Source organism: Geoglobus acetivorans (genome assembly GCF_000789255.1).
In the GTDB taxonomy this organism is placed as follows: Archaea; Halobacteriota; Archaeoglobi; order Archaeoglobales; family Archaeoglobaceae; genus Geoglobus; species Geoglobus acetivorans_B.
On record NZ_CP009552.1, the window covers coordinates 687,137 to 706,522 of the forward strand.

Sequence of the window (19,386 nt, forward strand, 5' to 3'; positions counted from 1 at the left end):
TCAAAAATTTTTAAGTGAGCTTTTCTATTCCCAGACTCTGCATGAACGAGTCTATAACGTTGAAAGTCCTCGCCTCATCAAATTCTCTCGGATCAGCCATGTTTCCTTCGTATGTCGCAACGGAGATACCATTCCTGACGAGATAGTCCCTCACCTCAAGCGTTGACATGTTCCAGAGTTCGCATCCCCTGTTGAGGTGCATTATAATGGCATCTGCCTTCCAGTCCTTCACCATCTGGTACGTCTCCTGTTTCCTTATCCAGTGAGAGTACTCGTGCTGCCACGAAGCCCTGTACTTCAGGTTGAACATTGCCGTCCACCAGAGTGCGCTCCTCCTGTCGTGGATCTCGTATCCGGCCTCTTCGGGCGTGGGAGCCGGCTCCCAGATCCAGTTTTCACCCTTTTCGTCCATACCAAGCCAGGCTGCACCGAGACCAAACGTGTAAATCGAACCGACTGAAACCGCACCGTAGTTCTCCTCGAGATACCTGTAAACCTTCAGGAAGGGCCAGGGTGGTGGGTTGTCCGTAACAAAGCGGAACTGCTCCTGAGTCAGTGCACCAATACCCCTCTTAACCCTGCTCTCAACCTCTTTGTAGAGCTTTTCGTACAGCTTCACAACCTTCTCGTCGCTCCTCCTGAGCAGGGTCATGACGTAGAACGAGAACATCGACTTCTCCTCCATCGGTGCAGGGGTGTTCTGATTCAGCTTGCAGATCTTCGACCACAGGGTCATCGATCTGGCCTCATTCTCAACAGCCCTGATCAGGAGCTCATCATCGTACTCTCTGCCCGTAACCTTCTCCATCCACTGAATGGCATCCTCGAGCTGTCTGACCACGTACTCTATTTTCTTGTCGTTCAGCAGGTAGCCCGGCCCAACGGAGATGTCAACAGCATAGGTTGGCACACCTCCCTCAAGCTCGGCAGCGTAGTGGTACCACTTGGCATGTGTGCAGCAGATGTGGATTGTGAAGTTGAAGTCCGGCTTCGGGAACGGTTCAATTTCGGCACCATCAGCAAGCAGATATCTGTCCATCGCCACGCTGCCCCAGTAGTTCCGCATGTAACCGCAGAGGTCTCTTGCGGCACCCTTTCTCTCGATGGTTTCCAGAGCCCTCATGGAGAAATCCCTGAAAAACGCAGCTGTTGCACCATAAGGCTCACCCGTGAGTGGATAAACGTCCTCCCCCAAGCCCGCCGGAACAGGATCAAACGCCCATGCCGAGCCAGCCCACCTGATGCTGCCATTCTCCTTTGCTTCCAGATAGTTCCTGTAATACTCCATTCTGTACCTCTTGAAATCATCCCAGCATTCAAAAGGCCTTACCCTGACTCCCATACACACCACCTCTAAATAAACAGGTCCTCCTCACCCATGGCCTCAATCATGGCCTCAACTCTCGTCCTGAACTGTCCAACAGGCTGCGTGAGGTCAAGCTCGAGATGGAGGTGTCTGACACCCATCCTGTCGAGCATGTCTCTGAGGGATGGTATGTCAAGCTCGTGAGGATCGCAGAATTTCATCTGGGCGATGATCACGGCATCGACGTTCCATTCCCTTATGACGTTCTCAATAAACTGGAATCTCCTCCTTCCAAAGAAGTCGCCCCTTGCCCAGTCTTTGGCAGGACACGGAACTCTGTAAACGTATCTTTCTGCAATGGCCTTCAGCCTGTCTCCTCCATTCTCCACAAGACCCCAGAAATACCTGGAACCCGTGCAGTTCTCTTCAAACACAAACGTCGCCGGATAGCTCATCCCGTACTCTATCAGCTCGAAAAGTTCGATATCGTAATCCTCACTGCCTATGAGCATCAGCCTCGTCCCGACCTCCCTGTCCGGTTCAACTTCAGCAACATCTTCCAGGAAGCTCTCCAGAACCTCGTTGTGCTCTTCCTTGTCAACAACCTGTGAGGACACAACAATCAGCATTGCATGCAATCCGGTGATGGGTGGGTTTTCCGCCTTCCTGAGCTCGAACACCTTTGTCAGAAGTTCCCTGCTCTTATTGTAGACCTCAATCGCCCTGTCAAGGTCAGAATCGGATATGCTTGCGCCTGTCCATTCCTCAACAGACTCCTTGAATTTTTCGAACTCGTGTTTTGCGAAATCGCCTGCATGCGGATTGTTCACTCCATGGGGGAAGGGCAGATAATAGCTCCATTCAATGTTCGGCACCCTGTCTGCAAAGCTGAAATACGACTGTCTCATGTGGAGGCACGACTGAGCCAGTGTAACGCCATCAAGGTAGTCGTACCTGCCCTGCAACCCTTGGGCGAGAGTGTCATGGCAGAACGGACAGTACATATCGTGAAGATACGGCCTGGTTATGCTCTCCGGCTCATGTGATCCGAGAACTCTCACGGGAAGAATTCCTGCTGCATACAGTATCTCTTCCGGTACGTAGGTGCAGTAGTAGCCAACAACCCTGCCACCTGTTTTCTCCTTCCACTTTTTCGCATATTCGTGCCTGTTTTCGAACCATTCCCTGAATTTCTTCATCTGGGGCATATCATCGACAGACGTAGTCATCACTCAACCACCTCACCTGTAAGATTATCAACTGCCACAAATTTTAATCCGTAAAATTAGTATAAATACTTTTCTGAAAATTGGACAGTAAAAAAGGGGAATTAGTTTACATTGTCTCAGAGGACGTTATGAGTTCCTCAAGAAGCTTTTCGTCAAACTTAAATTTCAGGATTCTGTAGATTATCTGAACGTTCAAATCCTGAACAAAGTCGCCATATTCCTTCAGGAAGTTGTGGACCCATTTCGAGACCTCCTGGAAAGTCCTGAAGACCATTATGAACTTCCACCTGTGGGTGCCGTCGGTGATGAAGAACAGCATTACATTTGGCGAGTTGATGAGATGCTCGTACGCCCTTCTCCAGTTCTCAGAAAAGTTCTGGTTGTTGAAGCTGATCTCCATGAAGCTGAAAATGAAGTAGTTCTCGTTAGGTATTACTGTCTCCCTGAAAATCTCAGTTTCCCGCATTTCTTTTATTATCTCTGCGATTCTTGCGTGGCTCAGAGATATTCCGTATTTCTTCTTCAGAATTTCGCTGAGCTTTCTTGTCGTTATGTTCGGATCCTCGATCTTCTCCTTCAGAATGACTATTTTGGTTCTGTCAAGCCTCACAATTGGTGTCCTGAGATCGAACTCCATGACAATGTTATGTCTGATTGATATATAAATGCTACGAGTTAAACAAAATCATATTATTAATTAAACAATTTCTGATGCGGTGCAGCATGAACGGATGATTTCAGATATTCCCGATTGAAGGTGCTGTCAGCAGATGTCCTCGTCCCCCGTCATTTTCGATTTTCTTATCCACAGCTCAACGTAATCGCCCTGAAGATAGCACACGCCACAATCCCTGTCGCAGGTATCCACATCCACCACCTTCACATCGTAACCCATTGATCTGTAAAGCTCGATGTATTCCTCAACACGTCTCCGTTCAACGGTAAATGCCTTTTCCCAGCCCTCTTCCATCGGGTTTCACCAGGAGTGGTTTATCGCCTTTCTGGGGCAGGAGGAAACACATGGCAGCTTCTCAATCTCCCAGCCCGACGCGGGTTTGCACGGGGCGCAGCTGAACCTGATCCTGTTTCTGTGATCCTCCTTAACCTTCGCCACAGGTTCATCTCTGAATGGATCAATCTCGTCCTCTCCAACCTCAAAAACTCCAGTCGGACAGGCTTCGATGCATTTCGGCTTTTCAAGACCCGCACACCCATCACACAGGTCAGTGTCAATGCTTATGTAGTACGTGCCGGAACCGTCCCTATATCCGTACTGCGCTATCATAATACTAAGTTTACATTGTAAAATTTAAAGGTTTCTGAACTTGCCATTGTAACAAAGGGTCAGTGAAGTCTGCTGGCAAACACGGCTGATGCAGCAACTCAGTTGAGTGAGAGGACAAAAAAGTAATTGAAAAACGGCATTTAAACAAAACCGCCCGGATTATGGAATTTCCAGTTCAAGGGTTAACATTGTAGATGATGGCCTGAATCCTGAGTTCCTGAAGAAGTCAAACAGCATTTTGTCTCCCCAGTCAACCATGGTGTATATTTTTTTCACCCCGATTGCCCTTGCGTTGGTGACAAACTGATCAAAAAGCTCCCTTCCGATGCCCTTGCCTGAAAAATCCCTGTCAACTCCGATCGTGGTCAGGTAGGCAACGCTCTCGGGAATCCCAAATTCACCGGATAAAACGCTTCCCGCCACAAAACCGACAACTCTGCCGTCATACTCTGCAGCGAGAGATATCACAACCCCGTATTCAGAGTTCAGAACCTCATCGAAGAGCCTCTTGAAATACTCCTCTCTCCTTTCCCCGGTGTACTGTGAATCAATCCTCACGATGTCCTCAAAATCGTCCTTTCTCATGGGCCTTATCACAGGGCCTTCAGATTTCGAACCCATATAATTCACCATTAATAATTATAGATTTCCCTTAAAAATACTTTTCGCATAGGCGATTTTGCTGCCAGCATCACAGCAGCAGATGTTACGCCTGATGCTATCCGGCACCAGTATTTTTTACACAGTAAACCTAATTTATATAGTAACAGTTAAATATGTAAAATACCATACCGGTGTTATGGAGTACAGAAAGATTAAATACGGTCTGGATGGAGCCACGGCGTGGATACTGCTCGCAAACCCTCCGCTCAACATTGTCGATCTCGAAATGATGAGAGAACTGATATCGGCTCTTGACGCAGCAGAAAAAGAGTCAGAGATAATCGTAATCTCCCATGAAGGAAAGCACTTCAGTGCAGGAGCTGAAATCAGGGAACACTATCCGGACATGGCATCTGACCTCATAGGCACATTCACAGAACTCATCGAAAAAATACTGAACAGCGAGAAGATAACGGTGTGTGCTGTAAAGGGGTACGCACTCGGTGGGGGTTTCGAGATTCCTCTCGCATGTGACGTGATTCTTGCATCCAGCAACGCAAAGCTTGGAGTGCCTGAAATCACCCTCGCACACTATCCGCCGGTGGCAATAGCACTTCTCCCCCACATGATAGGGTGGAAAAACGCATTCGACCTGATAACAACCGGTGAGGCCATAGATGCTTACAGGGCGAGAGAGATGGGAATAGTGTCGAGGGTATTCGAGCAGGACAGCTTTGACGAGGATGTGAAAAAATACGTGAACGGGCTGCTTGAGAAGTCGCCCATTGCGCTGAAACTTGCAAAGAAGGCTCTTAAAAAGTCAACCGGCATTGACCTGAGGGGGGTCCTGAACGAGGTCAACAGCATCTACCTCAACGAGCTGATAAAGACGGAGGATGCCGTTGAGGGCCTCAACGCATTTCTCGAAAAGAGAAAGCCGGAGTGGAAGGGAAGGTGAGGTATTGAAAAACTTGAAAAATTATCCTTTTAATATCACTTTTTGATGAGACTTTCAGGCGATGCCGCACTGATCTACAGAAAAACCTTTGAAACCCTGTCGAGGGCCATTGAGTTTGACGAAGCGCGGAAAGAACTGCAGTCGTACAGACCTGTGTCAAACCTCGAAGAGATTCTGGAAAGGCAGAACGAAATCAGGAAAAAGATGGAGATTTCAAGGAAACTCCACCCGCATGAGATCAAAAAACTCAGACCGCTGAAAATCGGGAAGAGTTTCTTCGAAGACAGGGTTTATCTCGCCAGTGATGAGGAGGATTATGAATCTGCCGTGAGGCTGGGAGTGTGCGAGGTCATCAGGGATGAAGCCCGGACAGCAAACTTCCCGGTTATCCTGAATGACTTCGTAAACCGCATAGACTTAAAGAGCTTCGCCCCTGAGCTTATTGTCGAATCGATAATCGAGAATTTCGAATCGTTCAGGACTTTTGCCGAAATCGAAGCAAGAATCTCAGAAAACACACACTACAAAAAACTGATTCCTGAGATTGAAGAGCTGACGAAGCTTTACAGCAGGCTCAACGAGATTGAAAGCATCAGATCGAGAATCAGGGACATGGAAATGGAGATCAACAGAGAAATTGAGGAAAGGCTCGCAGAAATAAAGGTTACAATTCCCGCAAGCGAGCTGCTCAGAATTCTGCGTGAGGGGAGGCTTTCAGAAGAGATTGAAGAAGAGATAGAGAGGGTTGTTTCAAGGTACGAAAAAGAGTTCGAGAGCATGGGCATAATGGAGTCACTCTTCTCGAGAACATTTCCCGTCAGGGTGGATGAAGAGGGTGTGGAAAGGGCAGTTTCCAGAGTAAAGGAAAAGATAACCCTGGACTACTACCTGAAATGTCTCAGAATCGCGGAAAAAATAGATATGGAGTATATAAACGAAAAAATAGAATTCTACAGAGCCATGAGGCTCTATAAACTCTTTGACTCGAGTGGATACACCATGCCTGAATTCGGAGACGGGTTCACAATCATCAACGGCAGGAATCTCTTCATCGAAGATCCGCAGCCGGTGAGCTACTGCATAGGCAGAAACAGCCTCTTTCCGTACAGAGAGAGCATAATACTGCTGACGGGAGCAAATTCAGGAGGAAAAACCAGTCTTCTCGACCTGATATGTCAGGCTGCGGTTCTCGCACACTCCGGATTGCCGGTCAATGCGGAAAAAGCTGAAGTCCCACTCTACGACGAGATATTCTACTTCAAGAGAAAGAAGAGTTCATACGGATCCGGAGCGTTTGAGAAGGCTGTTAAGAGCCTGGTCAGAGCTGTGTCCGGAGACGGCAAAAAGCTGATACTCATAGACGAGTTTGAGGCGATAACCGAGCCGGGAGCCGGAGCCAAAATCCTAAGCACGATTTTGAAGATCGCCCATGAAAAAGGGCATCACCTCGTCCTTGTGACCCACCTCGGTGAGGAGTTCAGAGGGCTGGAGTTCATAAGAATCGACGGAATTGAGGCAAAGGGCCTGGACGAGAATTTCAGGCTCATTGTGGACAGGCAGCCAGTTTTCAACAGAATTGGCAGATCCACACCTGAGTTAATAGTGGAGAGACTGATGGAAAAAAGCAGGGGGGAGGAGAGGGAAATACTGAAAAGGGTTCTCGACGAGATGGGGCAATGAATTTTTTAACCCCCGGCAATCTTCACCCATGCACGTTTTCACTGACTGGGAAGGACCCTGGATTCTGACAGATATAGCATACGAGCTTTCCCTGGCGGCATTCAACAATGGAGAGTTCTTTGAAAGATTGAGTCAGTATGACGATTATCTGGCTTACGTGGAAAAAAGGGATGGCTACCAAGCCGGAGACACTCTCAAACTTCTTGCTCCGTTTCTCGTGGCAGCCGACCTGAGCATGGAGGAGCTTGAAGTCCTGAGCGAGCAGACGGCGAGATTCGTTCCCGGTGCTGAGGAAGCGATGAGATACCTGCAGGAGAGGGTAAAGCCGGTTGTCATTTCTACGAGCTACGATGTGTATCTCAGCAGAACGGCTGAAATGCTTGGAGTCAGAGGAGACCTGCACGGAACGGTGTTCAACCCGGAGAAATACAGGATCGATGCAGAATGGAAAAGGTGGCTGCTGGAGAAGGTCGATGAGATTGCATCCCTTGAGGACATAGACATAGATGAGGGAAGAACCGAATCGGCAGAATACCTAAACAGCCTCTTCTGGAGGGAGCTGCCCGGAACACCATTCTGGCAGGTTATGGAGGACGTGAGAGTGGTGGGCAGCAGACGAAAGAGGGAGATAGCGGAGAGCTATAACGAGAGCAGGATTGTCACAATAGGGGACAGCATCTCGGACATTGAAATGTTCGATTATGCGAGAGAGAACAGAGGGCTTGCCATGTCCTTTAACGGAAACGAGTTCGCACTGAGGCATGCAAACCTGGCGGTCATCGCAGACAGTGCAATGGTTGAGGTGATAGTGACCCTGACATTCATTGAAAGGGGTTTTGAAGGTGTCAGAGAGATTGCGGAGAGCGGACACGACCTTCTCAGCGGCAAATACGAGATTCATTTTGAGATTGATGAAGACACCATCAGGAAATCGTTAAAAATGAGAAAGGCGTTGAGAGGAAAGGCAGGTGAACTTGGATGATTGCCGGATTTGGAGCGCTGAACCTGGACAAGATATACCTGGTTGACAAAATACCCGCAAAGGACGAGGAGGGCTTCGTGATTGACGTGAACCTCCACCCGGGAGGGAGTGCAGCCAACACGATCGCCGGGCTTGCCACCTTCGGTGTGAAAACGGCATTCATAGGAAAGATTGGGAGTGATGAGGAGGGCAGGATTCTTGTAAGGGATTTCGAAGACAGAGGGGCTGACACCTCCGGAATAGTAAGGGCTGAGGGACGAAGTGGCGTGGCGATGATATTCGTTGACAGGGAAGGAGAAAGGGCTATACTGGTTGATCCCGGTGTTAACGATACGATAAAAGAGGATGAGATAAACTGGAACGTTGTGGAGGGTGCTGACATCATACACATGACCTCATTCATCTGCAGGGTGAGCAATGATTCATTCAAATCCCAGATTGAGGTTGCGAGAAATGCTGAGAGAATAAGCCTTGATCCCGGAATGCCCTATGCAGAGAAGGGGCTGAAGGGTCTTGAAAAATTGCTGAAAGAGACGGCGATTTTTCTACCCAACCGAAAAGAGATAGAGATGATATTCGGAATTGAATGGAGAGAGGCGGTAATAGAGGCACACAGCCTCGGAATAGAGATTGTTGCGGTCAAGCTCGGGAAGGAAGGCTGCTTCGTCTCAGACGGAAAAAGAGAGGAATTTGTAAAGATATTTCCATCAAAGCCCGTGGATACGACAGGAGCTGGAGATGCGTTCAACGCCGGTTTTCTGTATGGTCTGCAGAGAAACAGGGACGTTGTGGAATCTGCAAAGATTGGCAACTACGTGGCGTCAAGGCTCATTGAGAGGGTGGGTGCGAGGAGTTACGGAGGAATAGATCCAGAGTCTGCTGTGCGGTAAATTTGAGGTGCTTTTCCCACAGACTTTTGCTCACCCTCATTCTTTTTGATGCGTGCTCCACTGCTTCCCCCAGACTCGAGAACCTTTCGGGCCTGGTATTCATTGCCTTTCTGACTCCTTCCTCCACAACCCAGACGCCAAGAGGGGCAGAGTATTCCGGCCTTATCTCCCTCAAAACAATTGCTCCCGCCTGCCTTCTCCTCGAGTGCAGGTATTCAAGAACCGGAAGTCTCGCAGCATAATACCCTCCGGAAAGTTCAGAGTACTCCTTCTTCCTCCCGAGACCTTCGCTGTCCGAGCCTATCCAGACGTTTTCAGGACTCCAGAGGCTTTTTTCCATCCAGATTTCCACAAGCTGAAAGACGTATGACGAGGGATAGAGTATCACCTCAAAGTGATTCCCGTAGTGTTCATAGCTGAAAAGAAGGCAGTCGTTTATCCTTTCAAAGTCCGCTATATCCCTCTTCAGGTTTTCCGCAATGATGTCGTGCACGGCAGTGATGCTCCACCTTGTCGGGACGAGCTTTTTCTCCACACCCAGCAATCCCACCGAGAACACCCTCTGTATGTATGCCGTGGGCAGGTTTTCCTGATAAAGCTCCACAACCGCATTCACGGCTTTTAGCTCATCATCACTGATCTTCTCAACCTTCGACGGGATTTTGGGGTTAGAGGTTACCTTCATCCTCCTGAAAAGTGCGGAAACTCCGGACGGCATCACGATGTCGTCGATGGCAGGTTTCCGTATCACCTTCTCGTACTCAGCCTCAACATCCAGATTTCTGACGCTGCTGGCAATCTCCTGAATCTCCATCAGATTCCTGTCAGGGTCCCCTGCAGAGTGGACGGAAAACTGGGCATAGGTTCTTGCGAGAGACATTCTCAGCGCTATAACATCCTCAACCCTCTGAGAGTAATTCGAGGGATTTTCATAGACCTCGGGGTTTCCCCCTCCGAGGACGATCATCGGTCCCGCAAAGACCTTCGGGTAACCCACTCTACCGACAAAAACTGAGGGCGGGGTGGGTTTCTCATCTATGCTTCCGAGTTCCAGACTGGCAGACCTGAAAGCCCGGATAATCGGGCAAAAGCTCTTCCCGCAGAGGAGCTTTCCCTTGCACCTGACACACAGCACAGAAAAAATAGAGCAAAAGAGATATTAGAATGTTTTGAGTTCTCCGTTGATGACCATGTCGGTTATCTTCGTGATGTCGTTGAGCCATTCGTCCGCAACGGTTCTCGCCTTGGACTCCATTTTCTCCACGTCGTATCCGTTCTCGGGCACTATCTGAATGCTGAGGGCCTTGGGGTCGTCAATTGGCTTTCCAATCTGAGAGAGGATGCGGACGTAAACTTCTTTGATGCCCTCGATTGCCTCATAGCAGTCCCAGGCTATTCTGTTTGCGAGGAGGTTGTATATTTTACCGACATGGTTTATCGGGTTCTTTCCGCTCGACGCCTCCATGGACATGGGCCTGCCCGGAGTTATCAGGCCGTTGCACCTGTTGCCCCTGCCAACGCTTCCATCATCCCCGTTCTCTGCAGATGTGCCCGTGACTGTGAGGTACACAACCTCCTTGTCAATGTTGTCGGCCGTGTTGACTGCAACGTCCACCTCTCTGGATGTGTACTCTGACGATATCCCATTCACAAAGTCTGTGAGTTCCTCCTTCACCGCCAGATATTCCTTAACGTCGGCCACATGCCTGTCAACAAAGGCACATGCGATTGTGAGCCTGATCCTGTCTCCCTCTCTCAGACCCATTACCTTGACGTCCTCACCAATAGCCTTTTCCTTCTTCCTGAACTCCTCGTAGATTCTCCTCTCAACGTTGTAGACCAGGTTCTCCGTCTCGGTGAACGGGGCAAAGCCGATGCCAAAACTCGTATCGTTCGAAAGCGGTGCCTTGCCGCCCTTTCTCTCGAAAACCTCTTTCAGATCAGTGGAACCCTCACCAAGCCTCACGTCGAAGACTATGTCTGTTTCGGGATCGAGATTTCTCATGGCACTCCTGACGTATTCCTTGGCTGCCTTGAGAGCCACTCTATCAGCCGGAATGTCAATGCCATCAAAGTGCTTGGTTGCTCTGCCAACCAGAAGTATGTATATTGGCTGTATGACCTCCCCTCCGCCGAATGCGGTTTTCGCCCTCCCTGCAACGATCTGGGTCTCATCGGTGTTGTGGTGCAGCACTGCCCCAACTCTCTTCAGATATTCCTTGCTCAGCGCCCTGCTCATCGCCTCTGCAATACCGTCAGCTATTGAATCAGGATGACCGATACCCTTCCTTTCAACAATTTCGACCTTCTGATTTTCAACAGGAGTGTGAACTAACTCCTCAACAAATATGTTCTTCATGGCCCCCCTTCACAGCCTCGTAATTTAAGAATTGCTGTCAATTACGATTTATAATATTTTAACATCACGGTGTCGCAAGGTTCAGCGTTATCTCGGCTATGTCCTCGCTGTACCCCACAATCCTCTCCAGACCGCTCATCAGCCCCGAAACCAGAACCATGTCCTTCATCTCAGCGGGCTTTATCCTCGGCACTCCAAATGAGTCCGCAATGGCAAACACATCCCTTGCAATTGCCTCGTCCCGCTTGAAAAGAGAGGTTAAGGAGAGCCTGAAGGCCGTCTCAGCCTCTTCTGCGGGCTTTTCAAGTTCCATCAGATTGGTCTCGCACATCCTGAGGTTGGATGTCATACCGTAGAGGTGATCCCCAACCCTCTCGATGTTCTTTATTGCCGTCCTCGTTCCCAGGATTTCTATAGGAGACAGATCGAGAACTTCCAGAATGTCAGAATACCTCAAAGCAGATTTAAGAATCCTCAGTATCAGAAAATAAAGCCTGTCCACCTCATTTTCCCTCTGAAGGATGACCTCTATGGATGTTGGGTCGTACTCAACCAGGTTCTTTCTGAAGTCCTTCAGCATGGAGATCACGGTGTTGCCCATCCTCTCAAGCAGATCGTCCACCCTGAACCTCTTCTCGTCCACAAAGACTTCCATCCAGATTTCATTGCCGGAATCCTCAAGAATTTCAGCACCGATAAGCAAAGCGGTTGCGTTGTAAACCGCTCTCCTTGTCCTCTCATTAACAGGAATCCTTATCGTTTCGTAGCCCGCAAGATAGTGGGAGATTATTTTTCTGAGAAGCATCTTTTCGTCTTCTTCCACATCAATCCTCGATTCCCGGGGGTTGGCCTTGTCGAGCCTCGGCCTTATCGTGAGAGAATCCTTACCAATGTCGCAGAAGATGGTATCTCCGGCCTTGAGGGAGTTATCCCTTATCCACTCCTTGGGGAGAGAGATTATAAAGCTCGAACCGCTAACAAATATCTTTCTGGCCACACGCTTCATACTCTCTACTCCGCATCTGATATATATTTACTTTTCCAAATCAGGATGCGAATATGTGGATAAGCATGGTAAGGGTGAGGATATAGCCAAATGTATTGTATATCAATAAGGTAAATATATCTCAGTAAAACATTACGAACATGCGAAAAAAAGTCAGTCTGGTACTGGTTCTGGCACTGCTCCTGACCCTCATCGCTGCTGGCTGCACACAGCAGAGCACCGAGGGAGCAAAGGAGACAGAAGGCATGAAACTGAGCGGAGAGGTTAAGATTGCCGGAAGTTCCACAGTGTACCCGATAACAATAGCAATTGGAGAGGAGTTCAGCAGGCTCCACCCGGACGTTGTCGTGTCCGTGCAGTCTACAGGCACAGGTGGAGGTTTCAAGAACTTCTTCATTCCGGGACATACAGACATAAACGATGCGAGCAGAGCAATAAAACAGGAAGAGCTTGAGGCAGCAAGGGAAAATGGCGTTGAGCCAATAGAGTTCCTCGTTGGGTATGATGCCCTGTCCGTGATCGTCAACCCGGAAAACGACTGGGTGGGCTGTTTGAGCTTTGAAGACCTGAAGAAGATATGGGGGCCTGACGCAACCGGAAATGTTACAAAGTGGAGTGACGTCAATCCGGACTGGCCCGACGAAAACATAAACCTGTACGGGCCAACCTCAGCCTCGGGAACCTTCGACTTCTTTACAGAGCATGTTGTTGGTGAGGCAGGGGCTCACAGACAGGACTACCACGGAACTGAAGAGGACAACACAATAATAATGGCAGTGGCGAGGGACAAATACGCAATGGGATACCTGGGACTTGCGTACTACCTCGAGAACAAGGACAGGGTTAAGGCAGTGGAGATAAAGAATCCTGAGACCGGAGCCTGCGTTGCGCCATCCATAGAATCCGGACAGAGCGGAGAGTACCCGCTCGCCAGACCTCTGTACATCTATGTGAACAAGGAAGCCCTCAAGAAGCCCGCAGTCAGGGAGTTCGTGAAGTTCTACTTAGAGAACCTCGACAGCGGAATTGTTGAGGAGATAGGATACATTCCGATCAGCGAAAAAATCAAGGAGGAGAACCTAAAGAAATTTAACGATGCACTGAAAGAGCTGGGGGTGGAGTAAGGGGTCCAGGTTTTCCCAAATTTTTTTAAGGAGGTGGGTTGATTGAATTCCAGCAAGAAAGCCACAGAAAGTCTGATAAAAACCATCCTGCTCATCTGCACACTTCTCACTGTATTCGTAACTTTCAGCATAATCTATATACTTCTGTCCGAGAGTGCAACGTTTTTCCTCTCGGTCTCACCTGTGGAATTCTTCACAGGCATGAAATGGACTCCCACGATCAAGCCCTATGCCTACGGGGTCCTGCCACTCGTCTCAGGAACACTCATGATTACGATCGGCTCAGCCCTCATAGCAATTCCGGCGGGACTTCTTTCAGCAATCTACCTGAGCGAGTACGCAAGCGAGAGGGTGAGGAACATTCTCAAACCCATGCTCGAAATCCTTGCAGGTATACCAACAGTTGTTTACGGATTTTTCGCCTTTGCATACATTACTCCGTTTCTGAAAAATCTCATGCCTGACCTGCAGGCATATAATGCTCTGAGCGCTTCAATAGTCGTCGGAATAATGATAATCCCAATCGTGGCAAGCATAAGTGAGGATGCGATCAGAGCGGTTCCGAGGTCGCTGAGAGAGGCAGGATACGCGCTCGGTGCCAGAAAACCGAGGGTTATTTTAACAATCGTGATACCCTCCGCCCTGTCGGGAATCATCGCGAGCTTCATTCTGGGAATATCAAGGGCGATAGGAGAAACAATGGCCGTTACGATAGCAGCTGGCAGAACGCCGAGGCTTGCAAACCTGCTGAACCCTGCAGACTGGACGAAGTCCATAGAAACGATGACTGCGGCGATGGTCGAGCTTGGCCTCAGTGATGTGAGCGGCCACAGTCTGGCATACAAAAGCCTGTTCGCCATAGGGTTCACGCTGTTCCTGATGACGCTCGCCCTGAACACCGTGAGCTACTTTGTGAAGATGAGATACAGGGAGGTGTACAGATGAAGGGAGATGGCTGGAAGGAAAAAATGTTCATGGTCGTGACTCTTGCCGCAACCCTTGCGGGGATAACAGTTCTCTCAGCGCTGCTCGCACTGACGTTTTACGAGGCCGTAAACTGGATAGATATTCAGTTCCTGACCTCACCGCCCTCAAGGTTTCCGGACAGGGCAGGTATCTACCCCTCAATCGTGGGGACAATTATGTCAATGATCCTAGTCGGAGTTTTTTCGGTTCCCCTTGGAGTCGGTGCGGCCCTTTATCTCGAGGAATACGGGAGGAGAAGCAGATTCAAGCAGATTCTTGAGATAAACATCTCAAACCTCGCAGCCGTGCCTTCCATCGTTTACGGTTTACTTGGACTCGGGCTTTTCGTTTCGACACTTCACATCGGAGCGGGCAGCATTCTTGCCGGATCACTCACGCTGTCTCTGCTCATCCTGCCCACGGTCATAGTCTCCGCACAGGAGGCCATCAGGGCTGTTCCCGACTCGTTGAGGGAGGCTTCGATAGGTCTCGGGGCCTCAAAATGGCAGACCATAAGACACGTCGTGCTGCCGTCATCCATTCCGGGAATACTCACGGGCGTGATACTTTCACTATCGAGGGCGATAGGTGAAACTGCTCCGCTCATCATGATAGGAGCGGCCACAACAATTTTCACCGCACCAAAAAGCATCTTCAGCACGTATTCTCCGTTACCAATGCAGATATTCATGTGGACAGATATGCCCAAGGAGGAGTTTCTGCATGGCCTCGCACCGGCAGCAATAATCGTTCTCCTTGCGATCATGCTGTCCATGAACGCACTGGCAATTTACCTGAGAAACCATTACAGGAAAAAACTGTGGGGGTGAGTGAATGGAGCACATATTCGATATAAAAAATCTCACAGTATATTACGGGGAAAAGCCCGGAATCAGCGACGTGAGCATGAAGATTTACAGGAACAAGGTTACCGCAGTTATCGGGCCGAGTGGATGCGGGAAGTCCACATTTCTGAGGGCGCTGAACAGGCTCGTGGAGCTTGCAGACAACGTCAGGGTTTCCGGTGAGGTGATATTCGACGGAAAGAACATCTACGACAGGGACGTGGACCCGGTGGAAATCAGAAGGAGAATAGGAATGGTTTTCCAGCATCCAAACCCGTTTCCGAAGAGCATATTTGACAACATCGCCTACGGGCCGAGAATTCACGGAATAAACGATCGGGAAAAGCTGAAGGAAATTGTGGAGAACAGTCTGAAAAAGGCTGCACTCTGGGAGGAGGTAAAGGACAGGCTCAACGATTCAGCGTTGAGGCTTTCAGGCGGGCAGCAGCAGAGGCTCTGCATAGCCAGAGCCATAGCAACAAACCCGGAGGTTATCCTCTTCGACGAGCCAACATCAGCCCTCGACCCCATCGCATCGGCGAAAATAGAGGAGCTGATGGTCGAGCTGAAGAGGAACTACACCGTGGTGGTTGTGACCCACAACATCCAGCAGGCCGCAAGGATAAGCGACTACACAGCGTTCTTCTGGATGGGCAAGCTTGTGGAGTACGACAGGACGAAGAAGATATTCGAAAAGCCGGAAAACGAGCTTACAGAGAGATACATAACGGGGAGGGTTGGATGAAAGTTCTGTTCGTCTGCATTGAAAACACGTGCAGAAGCGTGATGGCGGAAACGGTCTTCAACAGCCTTGCCAGAAACTGGAAGGCTGAGAGCGCCGGAGTTGAGGCTGGAAAAGAGTACGATATCAGGGCGGTGGAAATACTGGAAAAAAGGGGCTACAGAGTTGATGAAGGAAAACCAAAAAGCCTCAAAGATGTCAATCTCGAGGATTACGGGCTTGTTATAGCCGTGTGTGGGGAGAGTGCATGTGTAAACATCCCCCACGGAAATGTTGAGAGATGGTATGTTGAGGATCCGAAAGGCAAGAGTGTGGATGAATATCTGAGAACATTATCCATCATTGAGGATAAAGTTAAGGAGCTTTTAAGGAGGTTGGAAGATGAGAGTTCTTGATGAAAGGCTTGAAAAAATTAAGGAGGAAGTTGTTGAGCTTCACGGTATAGCGAAAAACTCGGTTGAACTCTGCATAGATGCCCTTTTTGGAGATGAAAACAGTGCAGTCAAAATAGATGAGCTTGAAAGGTATTCAGATATTCTGAACACGGATATCGAAAACGAGGCTCTGGGGGCGGTTGCATTATTCCAGCCAGTTGCAAGGGATTTGAGATTCCTGGCAACAATAATGAGGATCTCCGGGAATTACGAGAGGATCGTGGATTACGCCCTGAAAATCTCGAGGTGCAGGGCGAACAGATTCAGGGAGGAGCTGGAGGAAATAAGGAAGGTCCTGCTGGAAATGTTCGACATCCTGGGGTCAGCACTGCAGGGTGATGTGGAGAGCATTGCAGATAAACTCATGACGAGAGACGACATGATCGACAGAAAGAGCAGGGATATAATAGACAGGCTAAAAGGGGAGGAGATGACGGACGAAACCCTGTGCCTTATTTTCTCAGCAAGATTTCTGGAGAGAATAGGCGACATCCTTGCCAAGACTGGAGCAAGAATACTGTACATCGAGAAAGGGAGAAGGGTCTGGATAAAGTAATCCCTTCAGCCGTATTTTATCTTTTATTTCATCAGTCCATCAATCCTCTCGCGGATCTCTCTTGCGGTTCTGGCGGGGTCTTCGGACTGATATATTGTCCTGCCCACGATGATTCCGTCGGCTCCGGCCTTCAGAACGTCCTCGAGCGTTCCCCCCTGAGCCCCGACTCCGGGACAGATGACCTTGAGGCTTCCTGCCCTCCTCTTTATCTCCGCAATCCTCTCAGGCCTCGTGGCAGGGGCTATGAGACCGTCGCAGCCGACCTCTTTTGCAACATCAACAATCTCAAGAGCATGACCGGTCATGAACTCTCTCCCGCCCTGGCTGCTCAGCTCCGTTACAGCATAAACCTCCCCTCCATACCTGTCAGCCACATCCCTCACAGCCTGAAGCATGTCCCTTCCGGCAAAACCGTGGGCGATGACTGCCCTAACCCCATGTCTAAAGGCTATGTCCGCAATGAGGGAAGCAGTGTAGGGTATGTCCGCTATCTTGAAATCGGCTATAACAGGCCGGATTCTGGAAAGCCCGGAAACAACATCGATCCCTGCAGACAGAACGAGCGGGTAGTTGACCTTGATGAAGTCCACGTACTCACCGCACTTCCGGGCAATGTCAAGTGCCACCTCTTTATCCTGAACATCAAGAGCAAGTATGAGCATAAACCCTTAACCGTGCATGTGATTTTAAATGTTGGCTCGGCACCATCCAAATCTTTAATATCCATGGAATGAAAAAACTACCAGGGGGAGCCAGCATGGTGGGAGAACAGATGGTAAAGTTTTTCACGGCAATGGAGAACCAGATAAAGCTCTTGAAGGATTCCGTGAACTCCGAGAATCTCGAGGAGCTTATCGGTGCAATACAGGGTGCGAGGAGCATCTTTGTTATGGGTGCAGGGAGAAGCGGGTTTGTGGCGAAATCGTTTGCAATGCGGTTAATGCACTGCGGTTACAACGTTTACGTTGTTGGCGAGACCGTAACTCCGAGGATCGGAAAGGAAGACGTCCTGATAGCCATATCAGGTTCGGGAGAGACAACGTCTGTTGTGAACATAAGCAAAAAGGCAAAGGAGCTGATCGGGTCGAAGCTGATAGCAATCACAAGCAATCCCGAATCTTCTCTCGGAAAACTTGCAGATGTCGTTGTTCCGATAAAGGGGAAGATAAAGACCGAGCAGGACGAGGAGCTTTCAAAAATTGCCCCTCTCGGCACGATGTTCGAGCTTACCGTGATGATATACCTTGACGCTCTCATTGCCGAACTCATGACGGTGAGAAACCTCACAGAAAAGGATCTCGAGAACAGACATGCGGTTCTTGAATGAGGTGAGCATAATGTATGAGAGTATAGAGGAACTTGTAAGGAAGCTGAGCAACGCCCACGGCATTTCCGGGTATGAGGACGAGATAAGAGACATAATAAAGGCCGAGCTTGAGGACCATGTGGACGAGATAAAGGTTGACAGGATGGGCAACATAATCTGTGTGAAGAACGGCAGAGACTACAGCCAGATGATTGCCGCACACATGGATGAGATCGGTTTCATGGTGAAGTACATAGAGGACAACGGATTTCTGAGGATAACACCCATAGGAGGATGGTTCAGTCAAACAGCGCTAAACCAGAGGGTGATACTCCACGGAAAGAAGGGCAGAATCGTCGGTGTGCTGGGGTGCAAGCCTCCGCACTTCATGAGGGATGACGAGAGAAAGAAGGTCATCGATATCAAGGACATGTTCATAGACGTTGGAGCAGAGAGCAGGGATGATGTGAAGGAGATGGGAATCGACATCGGGACCCCGGTAACCATTGACAGAGAGTGTGTCAGACTGGGGAACAGGATTACCGGCAAGGCATTTGACGACAGGGCCGGTGTTGCAATCATGATAGAGGCGCTCAAGCGGACAGAGAGCGATGCCACGATCTACGCAGTCGGGACCGTGCAGGAGGAGGTCGGGCTGAAGGGTGCGAGAACCTCTTCATTTGCCCTCGAGCCTGATGTTGCCCTCGCAATTGATGTTGCACCTTCAACAGACTATCCCGGTGCTGAAAGCGTGAAGCTCGACGTCAAGCTCGACAAGGGTCCAGTCATAACCGTGGCCGACGCTCAGGGGAGAGGTTTGATCGCTCCGAAAGCCGTCGTGGACTGGCTTGTTGAAACGGCAGAAAAGCACGGAATAGACTACCAGCTGGAGGTTGGAGAGGGCGGAACGACAGATGCGACTGCAATCCACCTGACAAAGGCTGGAATACCCACGGGTGTTGTTTCGGTGCCTGCAAGATACATCCACACGCCCGTAGAGGTAATATCACTGAAGGACGTAGATCTGTCTGCAGAACTGGTCGCAAGAGCCCTTGAATCCGCAGAAAAATACATAAAAAAGTAAATTTCTAAAATTTTTAACAGTTCTGTCTGTT

The 19,386-nt window shown here is 49.4% G+C and carries 22 protein-coding genes; 12 read left to right on the forward strand and 10 right to left on the reverse strand.

The window, feature by feature from the left end:
- Positions 1–10: 10 nt before the first annotated feature.
- The 6 genes from bzdO to GACE_RS03955 all read right to left on the reverse strand — a co-directional run bounded on the left by bzdO (position 11) and on the right by GACE_RS03955 (position 4,441).
- A complete protein-coding gene (bzdO, locus tag GACE_RS03930) occupies positions 11–1,342 on the reverse strand; it encodes a benzoyl-CoA reductase, bzd-type, subunit O (protein ID WP_048091363.1) in 1,332 nt (443 codons plus the stop codon).
- 11 nt (positions 1,343–1,353) lie between these two features.
- Positions 1,354–2,535: a 2-hydroxyacyl-CoA dehydratase gene (locus tag GACE_RS03935; RefSeq protein ID WP_048091365.1), complete on the reverse strand. Its 1,182-nt coding sequence runs from the start codon at positions 2,533–2,535 to the stop codon at positions 1,354–1,356.
- A 106-nt stretch (positions 2,536–2,641) separates the two neighbouring features.
- Positions 2,642–3,172, reverse strand: a complete 531-nt coding sequence (locus GACE_RS03940) for a hypothetical protein (RefSeq protein WP_048091367.1) — start codon at positions 3,170–3,172, stop codon at positions 2,642–2,644.
- A gap of 126 nt (positions 3,173–3,298) precedes the next feature.
- Entirely contained in the window at positions 3,299–3,505 is a 207-nt protein-coding gene (locus GACE_RS03945; RefSeq protein ID WP_048091369.1) for a hypothetical protein, read from the reverse strand.
- Between the two features lie 6 nt (positions 3,506–3,511).
- Complete coding sequence (locus tag GACE_RS03950) at positions 3,512–3,820, reverse strand: hypothetical protein (protein WP_048091372.1); 309 nt, start codon at positions 3,818–3,820, stop codon at positions 3,512–3,514.
- Positions 3,821–3,979: 159 nt separating this feature from the next.
- Positions 3,980–4,441, reverse strand: coding sequence for a GNAT family N-acetyltransferase (locus GACE_RS03955; RefSeq protein WP_048093629.1), 462 nt, complete (start codon positions 4,439–4,441; stop codon positions 3,980–3,982).
- A gap of 178 nt (positions 4,442–4,619) precedes the next feature.
- On the opposite strand from GACE_RS03955, the gene GACE_RS03960 reads away from it, so the two are divergent.
- From GACE_RS03960 to GACE_RS03975, 4 genes are read left to right on the forward strand one after another with little or no spacing between them, the layout of a single operon-like run.
- Positions 4,620–5,381 carry an enoyl-CoA hydratase/isomerase family protein gene (locus GACE_RS03960; protein ID WP_048091374.1) on the forward strand — a complete coding sequence of 254 codons (762 nt, stop codon included), beginning with the start codon at positions 4,620–4,622 and terminating at the stop codon, positions 5,379–5,381.
- A 45-nt stretch (positions 5,382–5,426) separates the two neighbouring features.
- Positions 5,427–7,061, forward strand: a complete 1,635-nt coding sequence (locus GACE_RS03965; RefSeq protein WP_048091376.1) for a P-loop NTPase family protein — start codon at positions 5,427–5,429, stop codon at positions 7,059–7,061.
- 28 nt (positions 7,062–7,089) lie between these two features.
- Positions 7,090–8,043 carry a hypothetical protein gene (locus GACE_RS03970; RefSeq protein ID WP_048091379.1) on the forward strand — a complete coding sequence of 318 codons (954 nt, stop codon included), beginning with the start codon at positions 7,090–7,092 and terminating at the stop codon, positions 8,041–8,043.
- Complete coding sequence (locus GACE_RS03975) at positions 8,040–8,933, forward strand: carbohydrate kinase family protein (protein WP_048091380.1); 894 nt, start codon at positions 8,040–8,042, stop codon at positions 8,931–8,933. The genes GACE_RS03970 and GACE_RS03975 overlap by 4 nt, the downstream gene beginning before the upstream one ends.
- On the opposite strand, the gene GACE_RS03980 is transcribed toward GACE_RS03975, so the two are convergent.
- The 3 genes from GACE_RS03980 to GACE_RS03990 form a co-directional block, all read right to left on the reverse strand.
- The gene (locus GACE_RS03980) at positions 8,872–10,068 is read right to left on the reverse strand and encodes an Nre family DNA repair protein (RefSeq protein WP_052400216.1); all 1,197 of its coding nucleotides are present in this window, start codon (positions 10,066–10,068) and stop codon (positions 8,872–8,874) included. The two genes, GACE_RS03975 and GACE_RS03980, sit on opposite strands and share 62 nt — an antisense overlap.
- 24 nt (positions 10,069–10,092) lie before the next feature.
- Entirely contained in the window at positions 10,093–11,292 is a 1,200-nt protein-coding gene (locus tag GACE_RS03985) for a methionine adenosyltransferase (RefSeq protein ID WP_048091382.1), read from the reverse strand.
- Between the two features lie 64 nt (positions 11,293–11,356).
- Positions 11,357–12,298, reverse strand: coding sequence for a phosphate signaling complex PhoU family protein (locus tag GACE_RS03990; RefSeq protein WP_048091384.1), 942 nt, complete (start codon positions 12,296–12,298; stop codon positions 11,357–11,359).
- A gap of 140 nt (positions 12,299–12,438) precedes the next feature.
- Here GACE_RS03990 and GACE_RS03995 point away from each other — a divergent pair, with 140 nt between their 5' ends.
- From GACE_RS03995 to GACE_RS04020, 6 genes are read left to right on the forward strand one after another with little or no spacing between them, the layout of a single operon-like run.
- Complete coding sequence (locus GACE_RS03995) at positions 12,439–13,422, forward strand: PstS family phosphate ABC transporter substrate-binding protein (protein WP_048091386.1); 984 nt, start codon at positions 12,439–12,441, stop codon at positions 13,420–13,422.
- Positions 13,423–13,464: 42 nt separating this feature from the next.
- Positions 13,465–14,367, forward strand: coding sequence for a phosphate ABC transporter permease subunit PstC (gene pstC, locus GACE_RS04000; protein ID WP_048091388.1), 903 nt, complete (start codon positions 13,465–13,467; stop codon positions 14,365–14,367).
- Complete coding sequence (pstA, locus tag GACE_RS04005) at positions 14,364–15,218, forward strand: phosphate ABC transporter permease PstA (RefSeq protein ID WP_048091390.1); 855 nt, start codon at positions 14,364–14,366, stop codon at positions 15,216–15,218. The genes pstC and pstA overlap by 4 nt, the downstream gene beginning before the upstream one ends.
- Positions 15,219–15,222: 4 nt before the next feature.
- Entirely contained in the window at positions 15,223–15,978 is a 756-nt protein-coding gene (gene pstB, locus GACE_RS04010) for a phosphate ABC transporter ATP-binding protein PstB (protein WP_048091392.1), read from the forward strand.
- Positions 15,975–16,370 carry an arsenate-mycothiol transferase ArsC gene (locus GACE_RS04015; RefSeq protein ID WP_048091394.1) on the forward strand — a complete coding sequence of 132 codons (396 nt, stop codon included), beginning with the start codon at positions 15,975–15,977 and terminating at the stop codon, positions 16,368–16,370. Before pstB ends, GACE_RS04015 begins: the two co-directional genes overlap by 4 nt.
- On the forward strand, positions 16,357–16,965 hold the full coding sequence (locus GACE_RS04020; RefSeq protein WP_048091396.1) for a phosphate signaling complex PhoU family protein: 609 nt from the start codon (positions 16,357–16,359) through the stop codon (positions 16,963–16,965). Before GACE_RS04015 ends, GACE_RS04020 begins: the two co-directional genes overlap by 14 nt.
- A gap of 23 nt (positions 16,966–16,988) precedes the next feature.
- On the opposite strand, the gene pyrF is transcribed toward GACE_RS04020, so the two are convergent.
- Positions 16,989–17,627 (reverse strand): orotidine-5'-phosphate decarboxylase, encoded by a 639-nt coding sequence (gene pyrF / locus GACE_RS04025; protein ID WP_048091398.1) that lies wholly within the window; start codon positions 17,625–17,627, stop codon positions 16,989–16,991.
- A gap of 95 nt (positions 17,628–17,722) precedes the next feature.
- Between pyrF and hxlB the strand changes: the two genes are divergently transcribed.
- Both hxlB and GACE_RS04035 read left to right on the forward strand, forming a co-directional pair.
- Positions 17,723–18,292 carry a 6-phospho-3-hexuloisomerase gene (gene hxlB / locus GACE_RS04030; RefSeq protein ID WP_084063755.1) on the forward strand — a complete coding sequence of 190 codons (570 nt, stop codon included), beginning with the start codon at positions 17,723–17,725 and terminating at the stop codon, positions 18,290–18,292.
- A 10-nt stretch (positions 18,293–18,302) separates the two neighbouring features.
- Complete coding sequence (locus tag GACE_RS04035; RefSeq protein WP_048093632.1) at positions 18,303–19,355, forward strand: M42 family metallopeptidase; 1,053 nt, start codon at positions 18,303–18,305, stop codon at positions 19,353–19,355.
- Positions 19,356–19,386: the final 31 nt, after the last annotated feature.